Source organism: Streptomyces sp. NPDC020422, assembly GCF_044386705.1.
In the GTDB taxonomy this organism is placed as follows: domain Bacteria; phylum Actinomycetota; class Actinomycetes; order Streptomycetales; family Streptomycetaceae; genus Streptomyces.
Genome location: NZ_JBIRVJ010000002.1, coordinates 49,209 through 71,389 on the forward strand (window position 1 = coordinate 49,209; position 22,181 = coordinate 71,389).

Here is a 22,181-nt window from a genome sequence, read left to right on the forward strand (position 1 = left end):
GGCGGGTGCCAGCATGGGGAGCAGTAGTCGGGCGCCGCCCGCACGGAGAGAGTGAGCGAGCAGACCATGGGCACCTGGGACATCGGCCCCTTCGACAACGACACCGCCGCGGACTTCTCGGCGCGGGTCGACGAGGCCGCCGCGGCGGACAAGGCGGCGGTCCTCCTCGCCGCCTTCCGCGAGGTCACCGAGACCGGTGACGACTACCTGGACTCGGATTTCGCGGCGGAGGCGGTGGCCGCCGCGGCCCTCGTCGCCGCGCAGTGCCCCGGCGGGGACGCCGTCACCACGGCGTACGGCCCGGACGAGCGCATACCGGCCCTCCCGGCCACCCTCCGCCCCCTCGCCGTCGCGGCCCTCGACCGGGTGCTCGGCGAGGACTCGGAGCTGCTGGAGCTGTGGGAGGAGTCGGGCGGGGAGGAGTGGAAGGCGGGCGTGCTGCGGCTACGGGCGGTGCTGGCGGGCGCGGGCGCGTAGCGCGAGCACGACGGAGGCGAGGGTCGCGGCGACCACGGTGACCGCGAGGGCGAGCAGCGTCGGGTTGAGCCAGCCCGGGACGACCTCCTCGCCCCCGCAGACCAGACTCACCGGCAGCGCGCCCGCCGAGTCCGGGGTGACCTTCTCGCCCGCGTTGAAGTAGCAGGCGTCTTCCGGAAACAGGAAGGGGAGGTACGTCAGCCCGTACGCGTGGACGGCACCGCCCGCGACGAGCGCGAGCGCCGCCGTCCAGGCGGCGAGCTTGGCCGGCGAGGGCGCGATGCGGGTCAGCGGCCGATCCGCCCCTCGGCGGCGGCGGTCACGAAGGCCGTGAACGCCGCCGGGCTGGCCAGGAAGGAGGGCCCGGCGGGGTCCTTGGAGTCGCGCACGGCGACGTGGGCGGCGAGGTCGGCGACCTCGATGCACTGACCTCCGGTGTCGCCGCTGTAGGAGGACTTACGCCAACGCGCTGCCGTCAGGTTCAGCTCGGTCCCCATACCGCTCCTCCATCACCCGGGCGATCAGTTGGGCCGACGCCTCCACGGAAAGGGCAGCGGCCCGGAGATGATCGTAACGGAGGAAGCCTTCGCGGACGGCGGCCGGATCCGCGGTCATGTGCCCCCGGACGAAGTCCTCGGTGTAGACGATGTCCGGATCGTCTTCGAAGCGCAGCAGATTGAAGGACCCCATCACGCCCGTGTGCGCTCCCGCCGTGAACGGCAGGATCTGGATCTTCACCCACGCGCGTTCCTGCATTCCCAACAGGTGGGCGAGTTGAGTCCGCATGACGTCGCGACCTCCGACTTCTTGGTGGAGTACCGCCTCGCTCACGACCACCCAAAGCAGCGGCGGAGTCTCGCGCACCAGGATGCGCTGGCGCTCCATACGCGCCGCAACCTTGGCGTCCAGGTCACCCTCCGCTCGCACACCGAGGATCTCGCTTGCATAGCCCGGGGTTTGGAGCAGCCCGTCCACCAACCCCGCCTGATACGAGTAGATGTACGTCGCCTTGGCTTCCATCTCGGCGTATGGCTGGAACCAATTCGGGAGCTGGCTCTTCAGCACCAGCCCGATCAACCGCGAGAACAGGCCACCCGTCATCAGGGCGGCGTCCAGCCGCTCTGAAAACTCCCTCGTCGGAACCTTCTTCGCCGTCTCCACCTGGCCCACCAGTGAGCCCGTGCAGAAGAGGATGTCACCCAACTGATCCTGACTGAGCTTCGCCTCCTCCCTCAACCGGCGTAATTCCGAGCCGTAGTAGTCCAGCGGCGAGGCGCTGGGATCGAGGTTCCGGATATTGGCCACGGCGAGGTCACCCCCAAACTCACGCTTGCAAGCGTTGCGTCCAGTCCGTAGCAGAGCGTAGTGACCCGGCTCCAACCTGGTGGCATGAATCACGCAACGGACCTCTTTCCCACGGAACTTGCCACGAGCTACCGGATGGGCTTCACCGTGGGTGAACACTCGGCCGGTCACATGCGCCGCATCCTGCGCGCCTTCCTCGCGCGTTGGGGGCTCGGCCGCCTGTCCGATGCCGGGGAGCTCGCGCTCACCGAGCTCGTCGCGAACGTGGTCGGGCATGTGCCGGGCCGGCGGTGCACGGTGCTGATCCTGCGGGAGCCGGGCGGGCTGCGGGTCGAGGTGGCCGACGGAATGCCGGGGCCGCTCGTCGCGAAGGCGGCCGGGCCGCTGGACGAGGGCGGGCGGGGGCTCGCGCTGGTGGAGGCCGTGACGGACCGGTGGGGGGTGACGGAGGGGGCCGACGGGAAGACGGTGTGGTTCGAGTGCGACGGGTAGGGCACGATGGGCGCCCGTAAGCGCGTACCCGCCAGTAGGAGGACCCGACCATGGTCGCCGCCGAGCCCACCCCCGAGATCCTCGCCGCCTTCGAGGCCGCGAAGGGCTTCATGCCGGTCAAGGAAGGGCTCGCGCTGTACGCGGCGGCGGCCGAGGCGGCCGAGCTGGGGCTGCCGCTGCTGGAGGTCGGGACGTACTGCGGGCGCTCGACGATCCTGCTCGCGGACGTGGCGCGGGCGGCCGGGACGGTGGCGGTGACCGTGGACCACCACCGGGGCAGCGAGGAGCAGCAGCCGGGCTGGGAGTACCACGACCCGACGGTGGTGGACCCGGAGGTCGGCGTCATGGACACGCTGCCGACGTTCCGGCGCACGCTGCGCAAGGCGGGCCTCGAAGAGCACGTGATCGCGGTCGTGGGGCGTTCGCCACAGGTCGCGAAGGTGTGGGCCGGGCAGCTCGGCTTCGTCTTCGTCGACGGCGGGCACACCGACGAGCACGCGACCAACGACTACGAGGGCTGGGCGCCGAAGGTCGCGCCCGGCGGCACCCTGGTCATCCACGACGTCTTCCCGGACCCCCGGGACGGCGGGCAGGCCCCGTACCGGATCTATCTGCGGGCGATCGAGTCGGGCGAGTTCGAGGAGATCTCGGTCACCGATTCGATGCGGGTGCTGCGCCGCCGGGGCTGATCCGGCGGGGCGGGGACCGGGGTCGGCACCGTACGGGCGAATGCGGCGCAAACGCCTTCACCGGTACCCGACTTGCTGCGATGATGGCGCACCTTCGGCCGCCACCGTCCGCGAGGACGTCCCGCGCAAGAGGTCCCAGATGCAGCTGCTCAACGACCCCGTCATCCGTTCGGCGACCATCGCCGGTGTCGTCACGTACGTGCTGGCCTGCGTGGTGTCGGGTCTCGGCGGGATGCGCGCGGAGGTGCAGGAGCTGGAAGGCCAGCTGCCCTTCGAGTCCGCGGCGCGGGCGTTACGTCGCTCCCGGTCGGAGCACGCGCGGGTGCTCGGCACCAGCTTCGGCCAGGGGGCCACGAACCTGGCCCTCGCGGTCACCTGCTCGGTGATGGCGCTCAGCGGGCCGATCGGTTCCCTCGCCGACTGGCTGCCGTTGCTCTTCACCGACCGTCAGCGCACGCTCGACCTGCTCGCGGACCGGCTGGCGAGCGGTTCCCTGATCCTCCAGATCACCACCGTCGCCGTGGCGGTGACCGTGGTGATGCGGCACACCCTCCTGCTGCGCACGCTCTTCCGGCACGAGGGCACCACGGTGGAGCTCTGGAAGAAGCTGCGGCAGCTCAACATCACCAACGCCCAGGGCGGCGTCTTCCTCTCGGCGCTCACCATCATGTGGCTGCTCCGGGGGCACGGCCTCGACGGCATCTGGATGACGTCGCTCGCCTATGTGTTCGCGTTCTTCATCGACGACTGGATCATCATCAGCGAGTACAGCATCCGGCTGGACGTCTCCTCGCTCCCCTTCCACCGCTGGCGGCTCCGGCTCGCCTATGTGTGCCTGCTGATCCCGAGCGTGGTCCTCGCGTGGGACGCGTTCGGCTGGTGGGGAGCGGGCGTCATGGTCTGGTACGCCGTCTCGCTGTTCGCCGTCCAGTCCCCGCACCGGCGCGGGCCCGACGGCTCCCGGCCGAGGCCGCGACTGCCCCGGCAGCGGGAGGCGGAGGCCGGCCGTCCGGCGTCCCGGCCGGCCCCCTGATCCCCGCCGTGCGCGTCCGCGCTCAGAATCCCGAGGTCACGTACAGGCAGTTGGTGTAGCTGTAGCCCGATTCGATCTTCGTGTTGCTCGGCTTCTTCATGCCCGCGGAGCTGCCCGTCGCCGCCCGCTTCTGGAGCATCTGGTAGTTGCCCGGAGGCAGCGTCAGCGTCCGCTTCGGGTACTTGGAGGAGGGGCCCGAGCACGGCTTGAGCTTCGGGCTCGGCAGCAGGAGGGTCGGGTAGCTGGTGCACGTGCCGCAGGCCGGGATCGTGATGCGGCCGGTGACCGGCCCCGTGTAGAGGAGCTCGACCTCGCCCGGGCCGTCGTTGCTGACGACCATGACCATGCCGGAGCCGTCGGACGTGGCGGCCGAGGGCACCTTGTCGCCGGCCGCCGGGGTCTCCTCGGCGATCTCGGCGGCGATGGCGATGTTGCGCGCCTGGGCGGTCTGCGGGCTGGAGGGGTACGCCTTGGCGTAGTCGTTCATCGCGGACAGGGCCTCGGCGAACTCCTTCTTCTTGAAGTAGTCGAGCCCGCAGGCGAAGTCGCCGCGCTGGATCGCCCGCCGGGTGTCCTCGCCGAGGTCGGCGTAGGTCGCGCTGGGAAGCAGGGCGACCGTGGTGTCGAAGCGGCGGAGCTCGGCGATGGCGTCGCAGGGCGCGGTGCGCACGGCCTTGTCCCGGGTGCGCAGGCCCTCGCGGAGGGTGGGCTCGATCCGCTGGGTGAAGGGGGACTGCGGGAACGTGGCGATCAGGTCGTTGAGGTGGCCGCCGGACGCGGTCTCCTGGCCGGCCGAGCCGATCGTCCGCGTGCCGCACTCGAACCAGGACTCGGCCAGCGGCTCGTCGGCCTTGCCGACCAGGTTGCCGAGCAGCTTGCGGTCGACGGTGCCGGGCAGGGCGCGCAGGTGCTCCAGCGCGGGAACGGCGGCGCAGTAGTCCTTCTTGGCGTACGGGGCGGAGACCGAGGTGTAGTAGGCGGCGAGGCGGTCCGGGACGAGCTTTCCGGCGCGCGAGCCGGCGTGCCGGGTGCCGAGGTCCTGGTAGGTCGCGAGGACCTTGCGGTAGGTGGCCTCGACGCTGGTGAAGCTCTGGCCCTCGCTCTGTTTGACCTGCGCGTCGGCGGCGGCCAGCCGGTCCAGGAGCTGCTGCTCGACGGCCTCGTCGCGGGCGGCCCCGTAGGCGAGGGTGCCGCCCGCCGGGACGAGGAGCAGGAGCACGAGGGCGAGGGGGAGCACCAGCTTGCGGCGGCCGGGGGCCTGGAGGGCGGGGGCGTGTCCGCGCAGCCCGCGGCGGGCGCCGTCGGCGGCCACGACCAGCAGGAAGACGCCGTACCCGACGAGGACGCCGGGCGGGACGCCGTCCGGGTCGGCGGGGAGCGCGACGACGAGCAGGGCCGCGGTGGCGGCCCAGCAGAGGGCGGCGGACTTCCAGTGCTTGAGCAGGACGTAGCCGAGGCCCAGGCAGGAGAGGTTCAGGAGGGCGACGGCGAGGGCCTGCGCCGGGTTCGGCGGGCCGGGCGGAGGGCCGGGCGGGGGCGGCGGGGCGGCGACCGTCACCGGCGGCCGGCCCGGGGGCTCGGGCGGCTGCCCGTACGGACCGGGCGCCGGCTGCGGCGGTAAGGGCTGCGACTGCGGCGGACCCGACGGCGGCTGCTGGGCCCCCGGGCCGGTCCATTCCCATGGGGAGGGCTGCCTCCCCGCCCCGTGGGCGTCGTGGGCGTCGTGGGCGTCGTTGCTGCGGTCCTGGTCTTCCCCCGCCACAGGTTCCCCCTCTGTGGTCGTTGCGACAGTGCCCCGCACATACCCTTCACGCTCTCCCCACACACGTCCGGCGATGCGCGCAATCCGGCGCCGGAACGCCTACAGTCGCGGGGTGCCGTACGACCACCGGAAACTCCTCGCCCTCCCCCTGGCCCTGACCGCCTGCGCCGCGTTCGCGGGCTGCGGGGGCTCCGCCGAGTCGGCGACGCAGGCGTCGTCGGGGCCCTCTCCGCGTACCGGCGAGGCCAAGGCGTCGGCCCCCGCGACCGGGGCGATCCCGGCCGGGCCGCCGCGGAAGAAGCTGCCGCTCGCGGGGCGGACGATCGTGATCGACCCCGGTCACAATCCCGGCAATTTCCGTCATTCCTCGGAAATCAATCAGACCGTGAACATCGGGACGAACCGCAAGGAGTGCGACACCACCGGGACCTCCACGAACGCCGGTTACACCGAGGCCGCGTTCACCCTCGATGTTTCACACCGTCTCCGCGATCTCCTCAAGGCCCGCGGCGCCGAGGTCGTCCTGGTCCACGACGCCGAGCGCCCCTACGGGCCCTGCATCGACGAGCGCGCCCGGATCGGCAACGCGGCCGGGGCGGACGCCGTCGTCTCCGTCCACGCGGACGGCTCGGCCGTGGGGCACCGCGGCTTCCATGTGATCCTGCCCGCACGTGTGCACGAGGGCGCCGCCGACACCACCGCGATCGTGGGACCCTCGCGGACCCTGGGCGAGAAGCTGGTCACGCAGTTCGGGCGCGCGACCGGCACCCACCCCGCCAACTACATCGGTTCCGGGACCGGGTTGGATGTACGCAGGGATCTCGGGGGGCTCAACCTCTCGACCGTCCCCAAGGTCTTCATCGAATGCGGCAATATGCGTGATCCGCAGGACGCCGCGCTGCTGACCGAGGCCGCGTGGCGCCAGAAGGCCGCGCAGGGGATCGCCGACGGCATCGGCGCCTACCTCAAGGGGTAGGGCCACCGTCCGAGCGGACGGACGATAGATTCGCTCCGTACGATGCTCGATGCTCCGTACGATGGGGCCGCCCCCGTGATCCGCGCCACCCCGACGAGACGACCCGACGAAGGACTCTTACGTGAATATCCGCTCCCTCACTCGAGGCGATGGCGTGCTGATCGGTGCAGCGGTGGTGCTGTTCATCGCCTCGTTCCTCGAGTACGTCTCCTACAAGGGCCTGGGGCCCGAATCCCCCAACGCCTGGGACTCCCTGGGCAACGCCATCGGCGTGTACCTGGTGGGCGTGATCGGCGCGGCGCTGATCGTCCTCACCCGGGCCCTGCCCCAGCCGCGCAAGGTGCTGGGCCTCGACCTCGGCCAGTTCGGCGTCGCCGCCACGATCTTCACGGCCTGGTCGCTCTTCTGGACGATCATCGACCTCGGCGGGGTCGACGCCGGCGCGGGCCTCATCCTCGGCCTGATCGCCTCGCTGGTGCTCGCCGGCACGGCCGTCGCCGCCCCGCTGGTCCCGGCCCTCGGCGGCCCGCTCGTCGGCGCCCCGAAGCCCCAGACGCCGCAGCCGTACGGCATGCAGCCGGGCGCCCAGCAGGGCGTCCCCGGCGGCTACGGCTACCCGGGCGCCCAGCAGCCGCCGTACGGCGGCCAGCCGGACCCGTCGCTCGGCGGCCAGCCCTTCGGCGCGCAGCCGCAGGCCCAGCAGCACGCCCCGCAGCCCCAGGCCCAGCAGCAGGCCCCGCAGCAGGAGGCCGCCGCTCCGGCGCCCGCCGGGGACTTCGCGCCGTTCTGGTTCGCCGTCCCGGTGGCCCGCCCGCTGTACGCGGAGGACGGTTCCCAGGCGCCGATCGCCGAGCTGGCGCCCGGCACCTGGTACCTGGCGGTCGAGCAGCGCGGCCCGGCCCTGGTCGCGCAGACCCAGGACGGCCGCCGCGGCGTCCTCCAGGACACCACCGGCATCCAGCGCGGCTAGCAGCACCGGCGCGCGGCAGACGGCCCCTCGCCCGGATCCCTTCCGGGCGGGGGGCCGTTGTCGTACAGTCCAGCCGACCGACGAAGCTGACGTACCGTCAGAAAGGCTGGCCGTCATGCGTCTTGGACTCGCCCTCGGCTACTGGGGCCGCGGCCCCTCGGCCGCCCACCTCGACCTCGCCCGCGAGGCCGAGCGGCTCGGCTACCACTCGGTGTGGACCGCCGAGGCGTGGGGCTCCGACGCCTTCACCGCGCTCACCTGGATCGCCGCCCACACCGAGCGCGTCCGGCTCGGCACCGCCGTCGCGCAGATGGCCGCCCGCACCCCGACCGCCACCGCGATGCACGCGCTCACCCTCGACCACCTCTCCGGCGGCCGGATGATGCTCGGGCTCGGGCTCTCCGGACCCCAGGTCGTCGAGGGCTGGTACGGGTGCCCCTTCCCGCGCTCTCCGCTCACCGCGACCCGGGAGTACGTGGACGTCATCCGCCAGGTGCTGCGCCGCGAGGGCCCCGTCCGGCTCGACGGGCGCTACCACTCCCACCCGTACGCGGGCGCCGACGGCACCGGGCTCGGCAAGCCGCTCAAGCCGATCACCCACCCGCTGCGGGCCGGCCTGCCGGTGCTGCTCGGCGCCGAGGGCCCCAAGAACATCGCGCAGACCCTCCAGATCGCCGACGGCTGGCTGCCGCTCTACTGGTCCCCCACCCGCTGGGCGGAGGTCTACGCGCTCCCCGACCGGCTCCCGGAGTCCTTCACGGTCGCCCCGATGGTCCGCGCCCAGGTCTGCGCCGACGTCGCCGAGGGACTGCTCCCCGTCAAGGCGATGCTCGGCTTCTACATCGGCGGCATGGGGCACACCGCCCGCAACTTCCACGCCGACCTCATGGGGCGCATGGGGTACGAGGCCGAGGCGCGGCACATCCAGGAGCTCTTCGCCGCCGGACGGCGCCACGAGGCCGTGCTCGCCGTGCCGGACGCCTTCGCCGACGAGATCTCCCTGGTCGGCCCGCGCGAGCGGATCGCCGAACGGCTCGCCGCATGGCGGAAGGGCCCGGTCACCGACCTCCTGGTCACGGCACCGGACCCCGCCACGCTCCGCGTCCTCGCGGAGCTCAACGCCTAGCGCACGGCCGTCAGCCGCCCGGGCCGTCAGCCGCCGCTCAGCTGGGAGGCACTGGGCACCTTGTCGACGACCTCGGCGCCCGCGCTCTTCCCCGCCTCCTTCACCTGGTTGATGATGCTGTCGAAGGAGCCGATGTCCGCGTCGGTCGCCTCGCCCTTGCGCAGCTTCGTCCCGAGGTTCTTCAGCGACTCGATCCCGGCGCTCATCGGCGCCACCGCCTTGGAGAGCAGCGGGTCGCCCTTGGCGTTGTTCACCGCCGCCTTGAGCCGGTTGTAGGTGAACGCGCCCGCGAGGCCGGCCTTCACGAGGGCGAAGGTGCGTCCGTCCGCGCCCTTCTTGAACTTGCCCGCCCGATAGGGCTTCACGATCCACTGGTACGTGGCGCCGGCCGCCAGGCCCGCGTTGGCCACGAACCGGGTCTTGGCCAGCTTCTGCTGCTCGAAGCTCGCCGAGGCGGTCGGGGTCGAGTCGGCGCTCGTGGTCATGGACTGCGAGCTGTCGCCGCCACAGGCCGCGGTCGTGACGAGCAGCGCACCGGACAGGAAGACGGCGGCGAACGCGCGGCGGGCGCGCAGGAGACTGGGCACGGTGAAACCTCCCGGGACTGGTGGCGCCAGCCTCGCCCGGGGTCTCCCGATCCACCACCGGAGTGACTCCGTTCGGGGTCCACGCGAGGCCCCCTCCGTCCCTTCCTTCCCACATCCCTGCAGGTCAGAGCCGTGGGACGTCCCACCACGTCCCTGGGACGGCGGCGCCTCTGGATCACCTCTCGTGCCCGTCCAAGAGTGGATCGGCGGCCCGGGACGGTTCCGGGCGCGTGACGTGCGGGAGTGCGATGGTGAGGCGCCGCGTGTGTGCGGGGGGCGGCCGGTGTGAGTGGCTCTACAAGAAGCCGGACGCCCGGCTCGGCAGGGGGATCGGTACGTATCGGGGGTTCCGTTCGACGGCGGGGGTCCCCCAGGAGCGGCTCGTGGTGCCGAGCGGGCGGGTGTCGCTGCTCATCGGCTTCGGCGGCGAGCTGCGGGTGCGCGGGGCGGGAGGGCACACGTCCGTGGTGTCGGGGCTGCACACCCGTGCGCGGGTCCTCGGGCACGGCGGGGACGTGCACGGCGTGGAGCTGGCCCTGGCCCCGTGGGCGGCGCAGCGGCTGTTCGGCGCCCCGCTGGCGGAGCTCGCCGACACCCTCGCCGATCCGGCGGACGTGATCGGCGCGCGGGCCCGGGGTCTGGCCGAGGCCCTGGCGGAGGCCCCGGGCTGGCCCGAGCGCTTCGCGCTGCTCGACGAGACGCTGCTGCGCTGGTCGGCCGAGGCGGAGGGGGCCGCGGGCCCCGCTCCCGCGGTCCTGGAGGCCTGGCGGCTCCTGGAGCGCTCGGCGGGGGCGCTGCGGATCGGCGAGGTGGCGGCGGCGACGGGCTGGAGCCAGCGCCATCTGGAGAACCGGTTCCGCGAGCAGATCGGGCTCGGGCCGAAGCGGCTCGCCCGGATCCTGCGCCTGAACCACGCGATCAAACTGCTCACGGCCGGCGGCCGGGCGGCGGAGACGGCGGCCCGGTGCGGCTACTACGACCAGGCCCACCTCAGCCGCGACTTCACGGCGATGACCGGGCTGCCCCCGGGTCGCTTCCTGGCCGACCGGGGGACGGCGAGCGCGTGGATCGCGGGCTGAGGGACCGTTCCGGCCTGCGGTTTTTTCCAATACGGGACCACGCGCCGGGTGTGAGTCTGGCGCTCGCGTGCGGGTGCGTACGCAACGTCGACACGAGTAGGGAACGATAAGTCATGGGCATGAGCACGGGGCTCCGCAGGAAGGCCGCGGCCGTCGCCGCCACCACCGCGCTGCTCGTCGGCGGCGGCATCGCCACGGCGACCCAGGCGTCCGCGGGATACATGTGCGGCGCCGGCTACCACTGCGCGTACTGGGGCAACCTGGGCGACAGCGGCTCGCACGACTTCTACAACAGCGACGCCAACTTCACCAACGACTACTTCAACGACAACAGCCCGGCGCCCGGCACCGGCGCGGTCGTCAACGACAACGTGTCGTCGGCCAGCAACTCCAGCACGGGCGGCTACGAGAGCCACTACTACCGGGACATCAACTACCAGGGCGGCCTGCTGTTCTGCGTGAACCCGGGCAGCCAGGTCTTCATGGGCAGCCTCGCCGACTGGCAGCGCGACCAGGCCAGCTCCCTGCAGCTGCGCCCCTCCACGACGATCAAGTGCTTCTGATCCCGCACGTCTGATCCTCGCTCCCCGCGCGTGACGCGGGCCCGGTGCTACAGGGGTGCACCGGGCCCCCGTCCGCCACTCGCCGCCGACGAAAGGCAACCGCCACCATGTCAGGGACCCGCCGTCCCCGCCGCGTCCAGCTCACGCTCTCCGCCGTCGTGGCGGGCGGAGCGGCCCTCGTCGGCGGAACGCTGCTGGCCACGTCCGGCGGGACTCCCGCGCACGGCGACGAGCCCCTCGCCTCGACGGCGGGCCTGGAGCGGCTGCACCGCCTCCCGCCCATCACGGAGCAGGTGTTCACCTGGGACGAGGTCCAGGCGCGCAGCGCCGAGGCCCAGCGGGACTACGCGATCGACTGCATGGCCCGCGCCGGCTTCCGCTACGCGCCCAAGGCCACTCCCCCGGCGGGCAGCGGCGAGGACGAGCGTCCGCGGCCCTTCGGTCTGGAGACCGCGCCCTCCACGGCGCCGCCCGCTGCGCAGCAGCCGGGCGAGACGCCCCCGAAGCCCGGGAGCCCGGAGGCCTCTGCCGCCTACGCCAAGGCGCTCTTCGGCGACGAATCGAAGCGCATCACGGTCAGGGGCGCGAAGGGCATGAGCGTGACTCGGCCCGGCGACGGGTGTCTGGCCGAGGCCGAGACCCGGGTGCTCGGCGACGGCCGGGCGCGCTGGCTCCAGGTGCGGATCATGCTCTTCGAGGGCCAGGAGTACGCGCGCACGGAGGTCGAGAAGGACCCGGAGTTCCGCAACGCGACCGGCCGCTGGGAGCAGTGCATGGAGCGGGCCGGCTTCCCCGGGCAGCGCGACCCGCAGGCGCTCCTGAAGACGCTGCCGAGCCAGAAGGCGCGGCTCGGCGGGCGGGACGTCCTGAAGGCCGATCTGCGCTGCAAGAGCGAGACCGGCTATCTCACCACCGCGTACACCCGGCTGGCCGCCGTCCAGCAGCGCTGGCTCGACGCCAACCCGGCCGTCGGCAGGGACTGGGCGGCGCTGCTCGCCCGGCAGGACAAGACCTCCCGCGAGGTGCTCGCGGGCAAGGCCTGACCCTGCGGCTACGGCTGCTGCGCCTTCTCCTGGCTGGGGATGAAGCGGCCGGTGCAGGTGGGCACGCTGTCCTTGCCGTTCTTCTTGGGCAGGGCGGCGCAGACGAAGACCGAGCCGTCGTCCGGGGCGGCGATCAGCGGCGTGTAGACGTCGCGGTCGTAGTGGACGACATCGGCCTGGGCGGCGCCGTCGGAGTTGTTGACGACGACGGTGGCGCCGACCTCGGCGTAGGAGATGCGGCCCCAGGCGGCCTTGCAGGCGCGGCTGTAGCGCAGCTCGATGACGAGGTCCTTGGGGATGGAGCCGGTGCGGACGGTGACCGCGTCGGCGCCGCAGTTCATCTTCTTCGGGTCCTTGCCCTCGCACCCGGTGAGGGTGCAGCCGGTGGCCGGGCCCGCGACCTTCACGACGGGCTTCGGCTTGGGCGCCGTGGGCTCGTCGGAGCCGGAGAGGGCGACGACCGCCCAGGTGCCCGCGCCCGCCACCAGGAGGACGGCGAGGACGAGCGAGAGCCACAGGGTGCGGCGGTTCCTGGGGGCCGCCGCGCCCCCGGCTTCCTCGTCCGCGGCGTCCGCCTCCCCCTCGGGAGCGGTGCGCCGGGCCTCCTCCTCGTCCCAGAGGGAGAGGAGCGGCGCCGGGTCGGTCCCGCAGAGCCTGGCGAGGCTCTCGACCGCGTCGCGCGGCGGGAACTGCTTGCCGTTGACCCACCGCTCCCACGACGACTTGGCGTAGTGGGTCTTCTCGCTGAGCTGGGCGAAGCTCGCTCCCGACGCCTTCTTCAGCGCGAGCAGTTCGCCCGCAAGGTCTCTGACCGACCCCGCACGGTCCATCTTGACCGATTCTCCCTGATATGCATGTCCATGCCAGCCATGGACGTGGACATACTAGAGCCGGTCGAACGACCGCTTTTACGTGCATCGCGCACGGATCAGGAACAGCAGTCGGGCTCCAGTCCCCGGGGCAGCCGCTCGCCGCCGAAGACCGCGACCGTGGCCTCGTCGCCGCCGAGCGCCGCCACCGCCAGCAGCAGCGAACCGGCGGTCCAGGTGGTCTGCTCCTCCGGCCAGACCGCCCGGTTGCCCTCGAAGACGTAACCGGTCCAGTAGTTGCCGTTGTCGGCCCGCAGGTGCCGGATGGACTGGAGGATCTCCAGGGCCCGGTCCGACTCCCCCATCGCCCAGAGGGTCAGGGCCAGCTCACAGCTCTCGCCGCCGGTGACCCAGGGGTTCGGCAGCACACAGCGCACACCGAGCCCGGGCACGACGAAGTCGTCCCAGCGGGCGTCGATCCGCGCGGTGGCCTCGGGACCCGTCACCGCGCCGCCGAGGACCGGGTAGTACCAGTCCATCGAGTAGCGGGACTTGTCGAGGAAGCGCTCGGGGTGGCTGCGGATGGCATGGCCGAGCGCGCCGGCCGCCAGCTCCCAGTCGGGCTGCGGCTCCTCGCGCTCCTCGGCGATCGCCAGGGCGCAGCGGAGCGCCTGGTGGATCGAGGAACTGCCGGTGAGCAGCGCCTCGTTCACGGGCGTGCCGTCGGCCTCGCGCTTCCAGCCGATCTCGCCGCCCGGCTGCTGGAGCCGCAGGACGAACTCGACGGCCGCGTAGACGACGGGCCACATGCGGTCGAGGAAGGCGTCGTCGCCGGTCGACAGGTAGTGGTGCCAGACCCCGACGGCGACGTACGCGACGAAGTTGGACTCCAGGCCGCGGTCGGTGACGTCCTCGGGGTCGCCGTCCCGGTAGGCCGCGTACCAGGAGCCGTCGGCGTTCTGGTGCCGGGCGAGCCACGCGTAGGCACGGGCCGCGGCCTCGTGCTCGCCGGCGGTGTCCAGGGCCATGGCGGCCTCGGTGTGGTCCCAGGGGTCGAGGTGGTGGCCGCGGAACCAGGGTATGGCGCCGTCCTCGCGCTGGACGGCGAGGATGCCGGCCACGGTCTCGGCGGCCTGTTCGGCGGTCAGCACGCCCTGCAGGACGAGGTGCTGCGCCATCCGCTCGGGAGAGGTCACTTGGCGGCGTCCACGGCGGCGTCGGACTTCGGCAGGTGCGGCTTGGTCGCGTAGGCGACGAAGCTCTTGCCGACGACCGGGTTGAGCAGCTGCTCGGCGACCCGGGTCAGGGCGGGCTTCTTCATGATGTCCCAGACCAGGAGCTTGTGGTACGCGCGGACCGGCAGCGCCTTGTCGTTGTCCACGCCGAAGGCGCACTTGAGCCACCAGTACGGGGCGTGCAGGGCGTGCGCGTGGTGGGTGCCGTACGGCTTGAGGCCGGCCTGGCGCATCTTGGCGAGCAGTTCGTCGGCCTTGTAGATGCGGATGTGGCCGCCCTCGACCTCGTGGTACTCGTCGGAGAGCGCCCAGCAGACCTTCTCGGGGCCGTAGCGCGGGACGGTGACGGCGATGCGGCCGCCGGGCTTGAGGACGCGGACCATCTCGGCGAGCACCCCCTTGTCGTCGGGGATGTGCTCCATGACCTCGGAGATGATGACGACGTCGAAGGACTCGTCGGGGAAGGGCAGGTTGAGCGCGTCGCCCTCCATGGCGGTGGCGCTGGCGCCGGCCGGGGCCTCGCCGGCCTCCTTCATCGCGGCGAACCACTTGGCGACCTCGCGGATCTCCTCGCCGTTCTGGTCGAGGGCCACCACCTGGGCACCGCGCCGGTAGCACTCGAAGGCGTGCCGACCCCCACCGCAGCCCAGATCGAGCACGCGGTCACCGGGGGCGAGCGGGAAACGGGTGAAGTCGACGGTCAGCACGGGGTCTGCCTTTCGGGGGTACGGGGGTTGTGGGCAGTCGTTCCGCTCGGGGGCCGCCCCGGAGGAGGTCCGGGGGTGGAACGGGTGGGCACGGCCCACCCACCGGGCTGCACCCGGCCGACAGGGCTGCGTGTCACCGGCGGACCCCGGCACCCTGCCGGGCGACGGCCTCGCGGTACAGCTCGGCCGTTCCCTGGGCGGCCCGCGCCCAGGTGAAGTTGGCCAGGACACGCTCACGGCCCGCCGCGCCGAGCCGGGCCCGCAGCTCGGCGTCACCGAGCATCCGCCCCAGCGCCGCCGCAAGTGCCCCCGCATCCCCCGTGGGCACCGCCAGACACGTCTCCCCGTCGGGCCCGGCGACCTCCGGAATCGCCCCGCCGGTCGTGGCGACGAGCGGCGTGCCGGTCGCCATCCCCTCGGCGGCGGGCAGCGAGAAGCCCTCGTAGAGCGAGGGCACGCAGGCCACCTGCGCGGACCGGTAGAGGTCGACCAGCTCCGCGTCCGTGACGCCCTTGACGAACGACACGGCGCCCTGAAGCCCGTACCGCTCGATCGCCTGGGCGACCGGCCCGTCCTCGGCGCGCTTGCCGACGACGACGAGGTGGGCGTCGGGGTTCTCGGTGCGCAGCTTGGCGAGCGCCTCGACGAGGTACACGAGGCCCTTGAGCGGCACGTCGGCGCTGGAGGTGGTGACGATCCGGCCGGGGACCTCGGCGACGGACGGGTCGGGCGACCACAGGTCGGTGTCGGCGCCGATGTGGACGACGCCGATGCGGTCCTCGCGGACGCCGAGGTGCTCGACGATCTCCTGACGGGAGGTGCCGGAGACGGTCAGGACGGAGGGCAGCCGCCGGGCGACCCGCTTCTGCATCCGGGTGAAGGCGTACCAGCGGCGGACGGAGGCGCGGCGCTTCCAGTCGGCGGCGGCGTCGAGCTCCAGCTGCCGGTCGACGGTGATCGGGTGGTGGATCGTGGTGACGAGCGGGGCGCCGAGGGCGCGGGGGCCGCCGAGGAGTCCGTACCCGAGGGTCTGGTTGTCGTGGATGACGTCGAAGTCGCCTCGGCGGGCCGCGAGCATGCGGCGGGCGCGCAGCGAGAAGGTCAGCGGCTCGGGGAAGCCGCCGGTCCACATGGTGGCGACCTCCAGGCCGTCGATCCAGTCCCGGTACTCCTCGCGCCCGGGGGTGCGGAACGGGTCGGGCTGGCGGTAGAGGTCGAGGCTGGCGATCTCGGTGAGCGGGACGCCCTCGTCCAGGGTGGGGTACGGCTGGGAGCCGATGACCTCGACGCTGTGGCCGAGGCGGGCGAGTTCGCGGGAGAGGTGGCGGACATAGACGCCCTGACCACCGCAGAACGGATTCCCCTTGTACGTGAGGAGAGCGATCCGCAACGGACCGTCACCGCCCGGACGGGCGCCCTGCCGGGGGCTTGCCTCTATGGCCTCCGCGGTCATGTGCGACCCCCTTCGAGCGTGCGTTTCGCGGGAGCGTATCCGCCCGCGCTAATCTAGAACAAGTTACAGACTTGATCGTTCATGATCTTCTGGCTTGATCTTCTTGATCCTTCAAGGAGCACAGAATCTACCGGCAGGTAGCTCCACCGTGAGAGCCGGATCAGGTGATTCGCGCCACGGCGGGAGCCCGGCCATACTGTCGCTCCGCCACCGCACGGAACGGGACCTCATGACCGCGGAAGACAGACCTGCGTCGCCGCCCCTGACAGAGCGCCAGGAGGCGCGCCGACGGCGCATCCTCACCGCGAGCGCGCAGCTCGCCGGGCGGGGCGGGTTCGAGGCCGTGCAGATGCGCGAGGTGGCCGAGGCGGCCGGGGTCGCGCTCGGCACGCTCTACCGCTACTTCCCGTCCAAGATCCATCTGCTGGTCGCCACCATGCAGGACCAGCTCCAGCACATGCACACCACGCTCCGCAAGCGTCCGCCCGCGGGCGCGGACCCGGCCGAACGGGTCGCCGAGACGCTGATGCGGGCCTTCCGGGCGCTGCAGCGCGAACCGCAGCTCGCGGACGCCATGGTCCGGGCGCTGACCTTCGCGGACCGGAGCGTGAGCCCCGAGGTGGACACCGTCTCGCGGCTGACCACCGCGATCATCCTGGACGCGATGGGGACCGAGCACCCGACACCGCCGCAGCTCTCGGCGGTGCGGGTGATCGAGCACACCTGGCACTCGGCGCTGATCACCTGGCTGTCGGGACGGGCCTCGATCGCACAGGTGAAGATCGACATCGAGACGGTCTGCCGGCTGATCGACCTGACCGCGCCGGGGACCGGGCAAGCCCCCGCGCGCGGCTGACCCCCGAGGGGTCAGGAGGACTTCTTGCCCTTGTTCTTCTCCAGGTCGGCCTTGAACAGCGCCTCGCACTGAGGGGAGTTGTCCGTGGCGATGAACATCACCATCTTGAACTCGCCCATGGTGTGCTCGCTGGCCTTCAGCTTCCACTGGGCCTTGGTGAAGGGCACGATCCTGGACTCCGCCTGGTCGATGCCCTGCCCCTCCTTCCAGCCGCCCTTGCCGAGGGCGTCCAGCGTGTCCGTGTAGGACTTCTTGGGGTTGACGGCCTTCTCGGTGTCGGGCGTCCAGGAGACCATGCAGTTCTCCAGGCCGGCCGGCACGTCGTCGCCGGTGGCGTCCTGGGTGAAGCCCGCGCCCGTGGCGGCGGTCTCGATCTCCTTCTTCACCGCGGCGGCGGAGAGCCCGCCCCCGGCCGCCGAGCCACCGCCCGTCCCCGGGCCGGCCTCCTTGCCGGTGTCCTTGGCCGTGTCCCCGCCCTGCCCGCTGCACCCCGCGACGAACAGCACCACACCGGCGGCCGCGGCCGCCCACATCGCCTTGCGCACAACTCTCCCGATTCCCCGTCCACGAGGGCCCGTTGCCCCCGTGATCAAGGGAACAGTTTTGCACGTGGGAACGACTGCTCAGCCCTTCCGGACCCGCCGGGTGCAGGCGTCCTCGAAGGCCACCAGGCTGACGCTCCCCTCCTCGGGGAAGGCCCGGAACTCCGCCACCAGCTTCCAGCCGCGCTTCCTGAGGCCGTTCTGGACCAGGCCGACCGTGCCGTCCTGGGCCTTGCGCTCGTTGCGCTGCCCGGTCTCCTGCCAGCCCCGCTCGCGCAGCTTCGCCAGCACCGCCTCGTAGGTGCCGACCTCGACCCGCTCGCCCTGCGTGCCGAAGCCCTTGTAGTTCACCGTGCAGGCCCCCAGCGAGCCGGCCGGGGCCTCCTTGGACATCGACGCCCAGTCCGGGTCGGGGGCGGGAGCCCCCGCGTCCGCGGCAGCCGCCTCCAGCTCCGCGCGCGCCCGCTCCTTCGTGAACGGCCCGGAGTCCGCCGTGGCCGAGGGCGAGGGCGAGAGCGAGGGCGAGGACACCCCGGCCGCCCCGGCGGCCCCCGCCCCGCTCGTCCCACAGCCCCCCGCCGCGAGGACGGCGGCCACGGCCGCCGTGACTCCGGCGGCCCGCAGCCCCACTGCCTTGCGCATACGCGTTCTCCCACCCCTGGTCGTGCGCAGGAGTGTTCCACACGGCGGCCGCCCCTCTACTCCTCGGGAGGGAAGACCGTCTCGCCGCCGTCCAGGAGCGTGATCGAGATGGCCTCCACGGGACAGCCCTCCGCCGCCGCCAGGACCCGCTCGTTGGCGTCCAGCTCGCCCTCGCGCGGGTGGGACTGGCGTGCGGAGTCGAGGCGGAAGCCGTCGGGGGCGTGGTTGACGCACATGCCGGAGCCGATGCACACGCTGCGGTCGACCTCGACGTGCCAGCGGTCGCCCATCACGCGCCACCCGGCCCCTCGTAGCCGGCGGGCAGGTGGATCATCTTGTGCTCCAGGTACTCCCCCAGGCCCTCGGGGCCGAACTCGCGGCCCAGGCCGGAGTTCTTGTAGCCGCCGAAGGGGCCGAGCATGTCGAGGCTGAAGGTGTTGACGTTGAAGGTGCCGGTGCGCACCCGGCGGGCGAAGTCGATGCCGTGCTCGACGTCGCCGGTCCACACGCTGCCGGACAGGCCGTAGTCGGAGTCGTTCGCGACCCGCAGGGCCTCGGCCTCGTCCGCGTACGGCAGGAGGCAGATGACCGGGCCGAAGATCTCCTCGCGGGCGATCCGCATCGAGTTGTCGACGCCGCCGAAGAGCGTCGGCTCGACGTACCAGCCGCGCTCCAGGCCCGCCGGGCGCCCGCCGCCGGTGAGGACCTTGGCGCCCTCGGCCTGGCCGATGCCGATGTAGTCGAGCGAGCGCTGCTGCTGCCGCCGGGCGACCAGCGGGCCGACCTGGGTGGCGGGGTCGAGCGGGTCGCCGACCACGAGCGCGCCGGCCGCCGCCGCGAAGGCCTCGGCGATCTCCTCGTAGCGGGAGCGCGGGGCGAGGATGCGGGTCTGGGCCACGCAGGCCTGTCCGTTGTTCATCCAGGCGGCCGGGACGATCCCGGCGACGGCCGCGTCGAGGTCGGCGTCGGGCAGGATCACGGCGGCGGACTTGCCGCCGAGTTCGAGGGTGACGCGGGTGAGGTTGCGCGAGGCGACCTCCATCACGCGCTTGCCGGCGCCGACCGAGCCGGTGAAGGACACCTTGTCGACCCCGGGGTGCGCCACCAGGTACTCGCTGACCTCCCGGTCGGCGGGCAGGATGCTCAGCACGCCCTCCGGGAGCCCGGCCTCGGCCGCGATCTCGCCGAGGATGTAGGCGTCGAGCGGCGACTCCGGCGAGGGCTTGAGGATCGCGGTGCAGCCGGCCAGCAGCGCGGGCCCCAGCTTGGCGGCGGCGGTGAACTGCGGCACGTTCCAGGGGACGACCGCCGCGACCACCCCGACGGGCTCGCGGCGCACCAGGAGCGGGCCGAGGACGCCCGCGCGCCGCTCCTCGTAGGCGTAGGCGCGGGCCACCGTGATCGCCGAGTCCCACACCATCATCGCGCCGAGCGCCTGGGCGAGGACGGACCAGGAGTACGGGGAGCCGTTCTGCGCGCTGATCGAGCGGGCGATCTCCTCGTGCCGCACCGCGATGGCGTCCTTGATCCGCCCGACGACCTCGATCCGCTCCTCCAGCGACATCCGCGGCCAGGGTCCCTCGTCGAAGGCGCGGCGGGCGGCGGCGACGGCCCGGTCGACATCGGCCTCGGCCGCGTGCGGCACGCGGCCGATGACCTCCTCGGTGTGGGGCGAGACCACCTCGATGACGTCGCTGCCGAGCGGGTCGGTCAACTCGCCGCCGATGAACAGTTTTCCGTGCTCCACAAGCTCGGTCATGACCGGCTGCCTCCCGGAACCACGCGATATCTGACTGTGTTTCAGAACTGATACCAGTTCTAGTTATGCTTGACCAGACTCGGGACCGGCCGACAGGCGTGGCGGACGCCCCTGTTCTAGACTTTGAGACGGAGCGGAAGAACCAGCGGCCCGCGCGCGCTCCCGGCCGCCGACGTCACCGCCCCTCCCCCGCCCTGAGGAGCAGCCATGCGTACCCTCACGCGCTCACGTCAGCGCCAGGGCCGGCGCCTCGCGGCCGTCGCACTCTCGGCCGCCGCCGCTTTCGCCCTCACCGCCCCGACCGCCTCGTCGGCCCCCGCGCCGGCCGCACCCGCCCCGCAGCAGAGCGCCGCCGTCCCGGCCAAGGCCCACGAGTCCTTCCTGTTCCAGTACACCTTCAACGGGCACCTGAAGATCGGCGGCGGCAACTTCACCGTCGGCGGCCGGGTCACCCTGTACGTCAAGTACAACAACGGCACGGTCGCCTTCCGGCAGACGGTCACCGCCCAGACGCACCCGGTCACCCCTGGCGGCGCGATCTACGTCGAGACCAACATCGCCTCGCCGTGCGCCCCGGGCAACAACGGCTACGCGCGGGCCTACGACCGCACGACCGGGATCTGGTCGCCGCGACTGCCCGTGCCGATCTGCCAGCGGATCGACTGACCGCCCCTTGCTCCCCACCCTTCTGACGCTGCGTCAGTTCTCGTTATAGTGCTGCGACGGGCCGTACCGGTACGCAGAGACGAGGGCGCTCATGACGCAGGCGACCGACCAGGTGACCGAGCACGGCGGAGGCGTCTGGTCCCTGCGCGTGCCCATCCCCGACAACCCCCTCGGCCACACCCTCGTCCACGTCCTCGACACCGACCGCGGCCCCGTCCTCGTCGACACCGGCTGGGACGACCCCCGGTCCTGGATCGAACTCACCACCGGACTGGGCGCGCTGGGCATCGACGTCCGGGACGTGCACGGTGTCGTCGTCACCCACCACCACCCCGACCACCACGGCCTGTCCGGCCGGGTCCGCGAGGAGTCCGGGGCGTGGATCGCCATGCACGCCGCCGACATCGCCGTCGTGCGCCGCACCCGCGGCGCCGAACCCGGCAGCTGGCTCGACTACCTGGCGCGCAAGCTCACCGCCGTCGGCGCCCCCGAGGAGCACGCCGCCCCGCTGCTCGCCGCCCGCGCCGGCGGACGCATGCGGACCCTGCCCGGCCTGCGCTCCGCCCTGCCCGACCGCGAGATCGTCCCCGGCGAGCTCCTCGACCTGCCGGGGCGCCGGCTGCGCGCGGTCTGGACCCCGGGCCACACCCCCGGCCACGTCTGCCTCCACCTGGAAGAGGCCCACCCGGCCGGACTGCCCGGCCACGGGCGGCTCTTCTCCGGCGACCACCTGCTCCCCGAGATCAGCCCGCACATCGGCCTGTACGAGGACCCGGACGACACCACCGGCCCGTCCGGCGACCCCCTCGGCGACTACCTCGACTCCCTCGAACGCATCGGGCGGCTCGGCGTCGCCGAGGTGCTCCCCGCCCACCAGTACGCCTTCCCCGACGCCGCCCGCCGGGTCCGTGAGCTCCTCGACCACCACGAGGAACGGCTCGCCGGGCTGCTCGCCCTGCTCGCCACCCCGCTCACCCCCTGGCAGCTCGCCGAACGGATGGAGTGGAACCGGCCCTGGGAGCTGATCCCGCACGGCTCCCGCAACATCGCCGTGAGCGAGGCCGAGGCCCATCTGCGCCGCCTGGTGAAGCTCGGCCGCGCCGAGCCGGTCGCCGGGACCGACCCCGTCGCCTACCTGGCGGTGTGACGTACCGCGCCCCCGGTGACCAGGGGCGCGGCCGGTAGACTCGGCGGTCGTCGTCACGCCCGTACCCGGGGGGAGCCGGTGGAATCCGGCACTGGCCCGTCCCTGAGCCCTCGACTTCGCTCGAGCAGGGGACACCCCCGTCCGTGACATGCCCGGAACGGGCATGGAGTCGGAATGCCCGGTACGGGACGTGAGCGCCGGCACCGTCGAGGAACACGGCGCCGGAGGCCGGCCCCCCGGGGCGCCGGCGTCCGGCGCCCGCA

26 protein-coding genes are annotated in these 22,181 nt (G+C 72.6%); 13 read left to right on the forward strand and 13 right to left on the reverse strand.

Annotated features, from left to right (window positions below; translation table 11 throughout):
- The first annotated feature begins 66 nt into the window (after nt 1–66).
- Nucleotides 67–477 (forward strand): DUF4259 domain-containing protein, encoded by a 411-nt coding sequence (locus ACH414_RS04245; protein WP_382543846.1) that lies wholly within the window; start codon nt 67–69, stop codon nt 475–477.
- Here ACH414_RS04245 and ACH414_RS04250 read toward each other — a convergent pair.
- The 3 genes from ACH414_RS04250 to ACH414_RS04260 form a co-directional block, all read right to left on the reverse strand.
- Nucleotides 445–588, reverse strand: coding sequence for a hypothetical protein (locus ACH414_RS04250; RefSeq protein WP_382543136.1), 144 nt, complete (start codon nt 586–588; stop codon nt 445–447). The genes ACH414_RS04245 and ACH414_RS04250 overlap by 33 nt on opposite strands.
- 176 nt (nt 589–764) lie before the next feature.
- Nucleotides 765–974: a DUF397 domain-containing protein gene (locus tag ACH414_RS04255; RefSeq protein WP_382543139.1), complete on the reverse strand. Its 210-nt coding sequence runs from the start codon at nt 972–974 to the stop codon at nt 765–767.
- A complete protein-coding gene (locus ACH414_RS04260; protein WP_382543142.1) occupies nt 934–1,782 on the reverse strand; it encodes a Scr1 family TA system antitoxin-like transcriptional regulator in 849 nt (282 codons plus the stop codon). Before ACH414_RS04260 ends, ACH414_RS04255 begins: the two co-directional genes overlap by 41 nt.
- An 84-nt stretch (nt 1,783–1,866) precedes the next feature.
- On the opposite strand from ACH414_RS04260, the gene ACH414_RS04265 reads away from it, so the two are divergent.
- From ACH414_RS04265 to ACH414_RS04275, 3 genes are all read left to right on the forward strand, one after another.
- Entirely contained in the window at nt 1,867–2,274 is a 408-nt protein-coding gene (locus ACH414_RS04265; protein WP_398940769.1) for an ATP-binding protein, read from the forward strand.
- 50 nt (nt 2,275–2,324) lie between these two features.
- Nucleotides 2,325–2,963: a class I SAM-dependent methyltransferase gene (locus tag ACH414_RS04270; protein ID WP_382543148.1), complete on the forward strand. Its 639-nt coding sequence runs from the start codon at nt 2,325–2,327 to the stop codon at nt 2,961–2,963.
- A gap of 139 nt (nt 2,964–3,102) precedes the next feature.
- A complete protein-coding gene (locus ACH414_RS04275; RefSeq protein ID WP_382543151.1) occupies nt 3,103–3,996 on the forward strand; it encodes a hypothetical protein in 894 nt (297 codons plus the stop codon).
- A gap of 22 nt (nt 3,997–4,018) precedes the next feature.
- On the opposite strand, the gene ACH414_RS04280 is transcribed toward ACH414_RS04275, so the two are convergent.
- A complete protein-coding gene (locus tag ACH414_RS04280) occupies nt 4,019–5,758 on the reverse strand; it encodes a hypothetical protein (protein ID WP_398940770.1) in 1,740 nt (579 codons plus the stop codon).
- Nucleotides 5,759–5,831: 73 nt separating this feature from the next.
- Between ACH414_RS04280 and ACH414_RS04285 the strand changes: the two genes are divergently transcribed.
- From ACH414_RS04285 to ACH414_RS04295, 3 genes are all read left to right on the forward strand, one after another.
- The gene (locus ACH414_RS04285; RefSeq protein WP_398940771.1) at nt 5,832–6,734 is read left to right on the forward strand and encodes an N-acetylmuramoyl-L-alanine amidase; all 903 of its coding nucleotides are present in this window, start codon (nt 5,832–5,834) and stop codon (nt 6,732–6,734) included.
- 121 nt (nt 6,735–6,855) lie between these two features.
- Nucleotides 6,856–7,704: a DUF5336 domain-containing protein gene (locus ACH414_RS04290; protein ID WP_382543161.1), complete on the forward strand. Its 849-nt coding sequence runs from the start codon at nt 6,856–6,858 to the stop codon at nt 7,702–7,704.
- Between the two features lie 115 nt (nt 7,705–7,819).
- On the forward strand, nt 7,820–8,830 hold the full coding sequence (locus ACH414_RS04295) for an LLM class F420-dependent oxidoreductase (protein ID WP_398940772.1): 1,011 nt from the start codon (nt 7,820–7,822) through the stop codon (nt 8,828–8,830).
- A gap of 26 nt (nt 8,831–8,856) precedes the next feature.
- Here ACH414_RS04295 and ACH414_RS04300 read toward each other — a convergent pair whose 3' ends face one another.
- Nucleotides 8,857–9,417: a hypothetical protein gene (locus tag ACH414_RS04300; protein ID WP_382543167.1), complete on the reverse strand. Its 561-nt coding sequence runs from the start codon at nt 9,415–9,417 to the stop codon at nt 8,857–8,859.
- A gap of 383 nt (nt 9,418–9,800) precedes the next feature.
- Between ACH414_RS04300 and ACH414_RS04305 the strand changes: the two genes are divergently transcribed.
- The 3 genes from ACH414_RS04305 to ACH414_RS04315 all read left to right on the forward strand — a co-directional run bounded on the left by ACH414_RS04305 (nt 9,801) and on the right by ACH414_RS04315 (nt 12,102).
- Nucleotides 9,801–10,496, forward strand: a complete 696-nt coding sequence (locus ACH414_RS04305; RefSeq protein ID WP_382543170.1) for a helix-turn-helix domain-containing protein — start codon at nt 9,801–9,803, stop codon at nt 10,494–10,496.
- Between the two features lie 119 nt (nt 10,497–10,615).
- Nucleotides 10,616–11,059, forward strand: coding sequence for a hypothetical protein (locus tag ACH414_RS04310; protein WP_386569725.1), 444 nt, complete (start codon nt 10,616–10,618; stop codon nt 11,057–11,059).
- Nucleotides 11,060–11,166: 107 nt separating this feature from the next.
- The gene (locus ACH414_RS04315; protein WP_386569726.1) at nt 11,167–12,102 is read left to right on the forward strand and encodes a hypothetical protein; all 936 of its coding nucleotides are present in this window, start codon (nt 11,167–11,169) and stop codon (nt 12,100–12,102) included.
- Nucleotides 12,103–12,110: 8 nt separating this feature from the next.
- On the opposite strand, the gene ACH414_RS04320 is transcribed toward ACH414_RS04315, so the two are convergent.
- The 4 genes from ACH414_RS04320 to ACH414_RS04335 form a co-directional block, all read right to left on the reverse strand.
- A complete protein-coding gene (locus ACH414_RS04320) occupies nt 12,111–12,932 on the reverse strand; it encodes a DUF2690 domain-containing protein (protein WP_382543179.1) in 822 nt (273 codons plus the stop codon).
- Nucleotides 12,933–13,030: 98 nt separating this feature from the next.
- Nucleotides 13,031–14,089, reverse strand: a complete 1,059-nt coding sequence (locus tag ACH414_RS04325; RefSeq protein ID WP_386569801.1) for a prenyltransferase — start codon at nt 14,087–14,089, stop codon at nt 13,031–13,033.
- Between the two features lie 14 nt (nt 14,090–14,103).
- On the reverse strand, nt 14,104–14,853 hold the full coding sequence (locus tag ACH414_RS04330) for a class I SAM-dependent methyltransferase (RefSeq protein WP_382543182.1): 750 nt from the start codon (nt 14,851–14,853) through the stop codon (nt 14,104–14,106).
- A gap of 133 nt (nt 14,854–14,986) precedes the next feature.
- Nucleotides 14,987–16,306: a glycosyltransferase family 4 protein gene (locus tag ACH414_RS04335; RefSeq protein WP_382543185.1), complete on the reverse strand. Its 1,320-nt coding sequence runs from the start codon at nt 16,304–16,306 to the stop codon at nt 14,987–14,989.
- Nucleotides 16,307–16,535: 229 nt separating this feature from the next.
- Between ACH414_RS04335 and ACH414_RS04340 the strand changes: the two genes are divergently transcribed.
- Complete coding sequence (locus ACH414_RS04340) at nt 16,536–17,162, forward strand: TetR family transcriptional regulator (protein WP_382543188.1); 627 nt, start codon at nt 16,536–16,538, stop codon at nt 17,160–17,162.
- Nucleotides 17,163–17,173: 11 nt separating this feature from the next.
- Here the strand turns inward: ACH414_RS04340 and ACH414_RS04345 are convergent, their stop codons facing one another.
- The 4 genes from ACH414_RS04345 to ACH414_RS04360 form a co-directional block, all read right to left on the reverse strand.
- Entirely contained in the window at nt 17,174–17,707 is a 534-nt protein-coding gene (locus ACH414_RS04345) for a hypothetical protein (RefSeq protein ID WP_382543191.1), read from the reverse strand.
- A 78-nt stretch (nt 17,708–17,785) separates the two neighbouring features.
- Nucleotides 17,786–18,346 carry a hypothetical protein gene (locus tag ACH414_RS04350; protein WP_382543194.1) on the reverse strand — a complete coding sequence of 187 codons (561 nt, stop codon included), beginning with the start codon at nt 18,344–18,346 and terminating at the stop codon, nt 17,786–17,788.
- 56 nt (nt 18,347–18,402) lie between these two features.
- Complete coding sequence (locus ACH414_RS04355; RefSeq protein ID WP_382543851.1) at nt 18,403–18,636, reverse strand: ferredoxin; 234 nt, start codon at nt 18,634–18,636, stop codon at nt 18,403–18,405.
- Nucleotides 18,636–20,105 carry an aldehyde dehydrogenase gene (locus ACH414_RS04360; protein WP_382543196.1) on the reverse strand — a complete coding sequence of 490 codons (1,470 nt, stop codon included), beginning with the start codon at nt 20,103–20,105 and terminating at the stop codon, nt 18,636–18,638. The genes ACH414_RS04355 and ACH414_RS04360 overlap by 1 nt, the downstream gene beginning before the upstream one ends.
- 207 nt (nt 20,106–20,312) lie before the next feature.
- Here ACH414_RS04360 and ACH414_RS04365 point away from each other — a divergent pair, with 207 nt between their 5' ends.
- Complete coding sequence (locus ACH414_RS04365) at nt 20,313–20,771, forward strand: hypothetical protein (protein ID WP_382543199.1); 459 nt, start codon at nt 20,313–20,315, stop codon at nt 20,769–20,771.
- A 91-nt stretch (nt 20,772–20,862) separates the two neighbouring features.
- Nucleotides 20,863–21,918 carry an MBL fold metallo-hydrolase gene (locus ACH414_RS04370; protein WP_398940773.1) on the forward strand — a complete coding sequence of 352 codons (1,056 nt, stop codon included), beginning with the start codon at nt 20,863–20,865 and terminating at the stop codon, nt 21,916–21,918.
- Nucleotides 21,919–22,181: the final 263 nt, after the last annotated feature.

Coding starts and splice junctions, on each gene's coding strand:
- ACH414_RS04350 (WP_382543194.1), bottom strand. CDS start 18,346: ATGCGCAAGGCAGTGGGGCTGCGGGCCGCCGGAGTCACGGCGGCCGTG.
- ACH414_RS04245 (WP_382543846.1), top strand. CDS start 67: ATGGGCACCTGGGACATCGGCCCCTTCGACAACGACACCGCCGCGGAC.
- ACH414_RS04255 (WP_382543139.1), bottom strand. CDS start 974: ATGGGGACCGAGCTGAACCTGACGGCAGCGCGTTGGCGTAAGTCCTCC.
- ACH414_RS04265 (WP_398940769.1), top strand. CDS start 1,867: ATGAATCACGCAACGGACCTCTTTCCCACGGAACTTGCCACGAGCTAC.
- ACH414_RS04340 (WP_382543188.1), top strand. CDS start 16,536: ATGACCGCGGAAGACAGACCTGCGTCGCCGCCCCTGACAGAGCGCCAG.
- ACH414_RS04270 (WP_382543148.1), top strand. CDS start 2,325: ATGGTCGCCGCCGAGCCCACCCCCGAGATCCTCGCCGCCTTCGAGGCC.
- ACH414_RS04320 (WP_382543179.1), bottom strand. CDS start 12,932: ATGGACCGTGCGGGGTCGGTCAGAGACCTTGCGGGCGAACTGCTCGCG.
- ACH414_RS04325 (WP_386569801.1), bottom strand. CDS start 14,089: ATGGCGCAGCACCTCGTCCTGCAGGGCGTGCTGACCGCCGAACAGGCC.
- ACH414_RS04355 (WP_382543851.1), bottom strand. CDS start 18,636: ATGGGCGACCGCTGGCACGTCGAGGTCGACCGCAGCGTGTGCATCGGC.
- ACH414_RS04370 (WP_398940773.1), top strand. CDS start 20,863: ATGACGCAGGCGACCGACCAGGTGACCGAGCACGGCGGAGGCGTCTGG.
- ACH414_RS04365 (WP_382543199.1), top strand. CDS start 20,313: ATGCGTACCCTCACGCGCTCACGTCAGCGCCAGGGCCGGCGCCTCGCG.
- ACH414_RS04310 (WP_386569725.1), top strand. CDS start 10,616: ATGAGCACGGGGCTCCGCAGGAAGGCCGCGGCCGTCGCCGCCACCACC.
- ACH414_RS04335 (WP_382543185.1), bottom strand. CDS start 16,306: ATGACCGCGGAGGCCATAGAGGCAAGCCCCCGGCAGGGCGCCCGTCCG.
- ACH414_RS04295 (WP_398940772.1), top strand. CDS start 7,820: ATGCGTCTTGGACTCGCCCTCGGCTACTGGGGCCGCGGCCCCTCGGCC.
- ACH414_RS04360 (WP_382543196.1), bottom strand. CDS start 20,105: ATGACCGAGCTTGTGGAGCACGGAAAACTGTTCATCGGCGGCGAGTTG.
- ACH414_RS04285 (WP_398940771.1), top strand. CDS start 5,832: ATGCGCGCAATCCGGCGCCGGAACGCCTACAGTCGCGGGGTGCCGTAC.
- ACH414_RS04275 (WP_382543151.1), top strand. CDS start 3,103: ATGCAGCTGCTCAACGACCCCGTCATCCGTTCGGCGACCATCGCCGGT.
- ACH414_RS04315 (WP_386569726.1), top strand. CDS start 11,167: ATGTCAGGGACCCGCCGTCCCCGCCGCGTCCAGCTCACGCTCTCCGCC.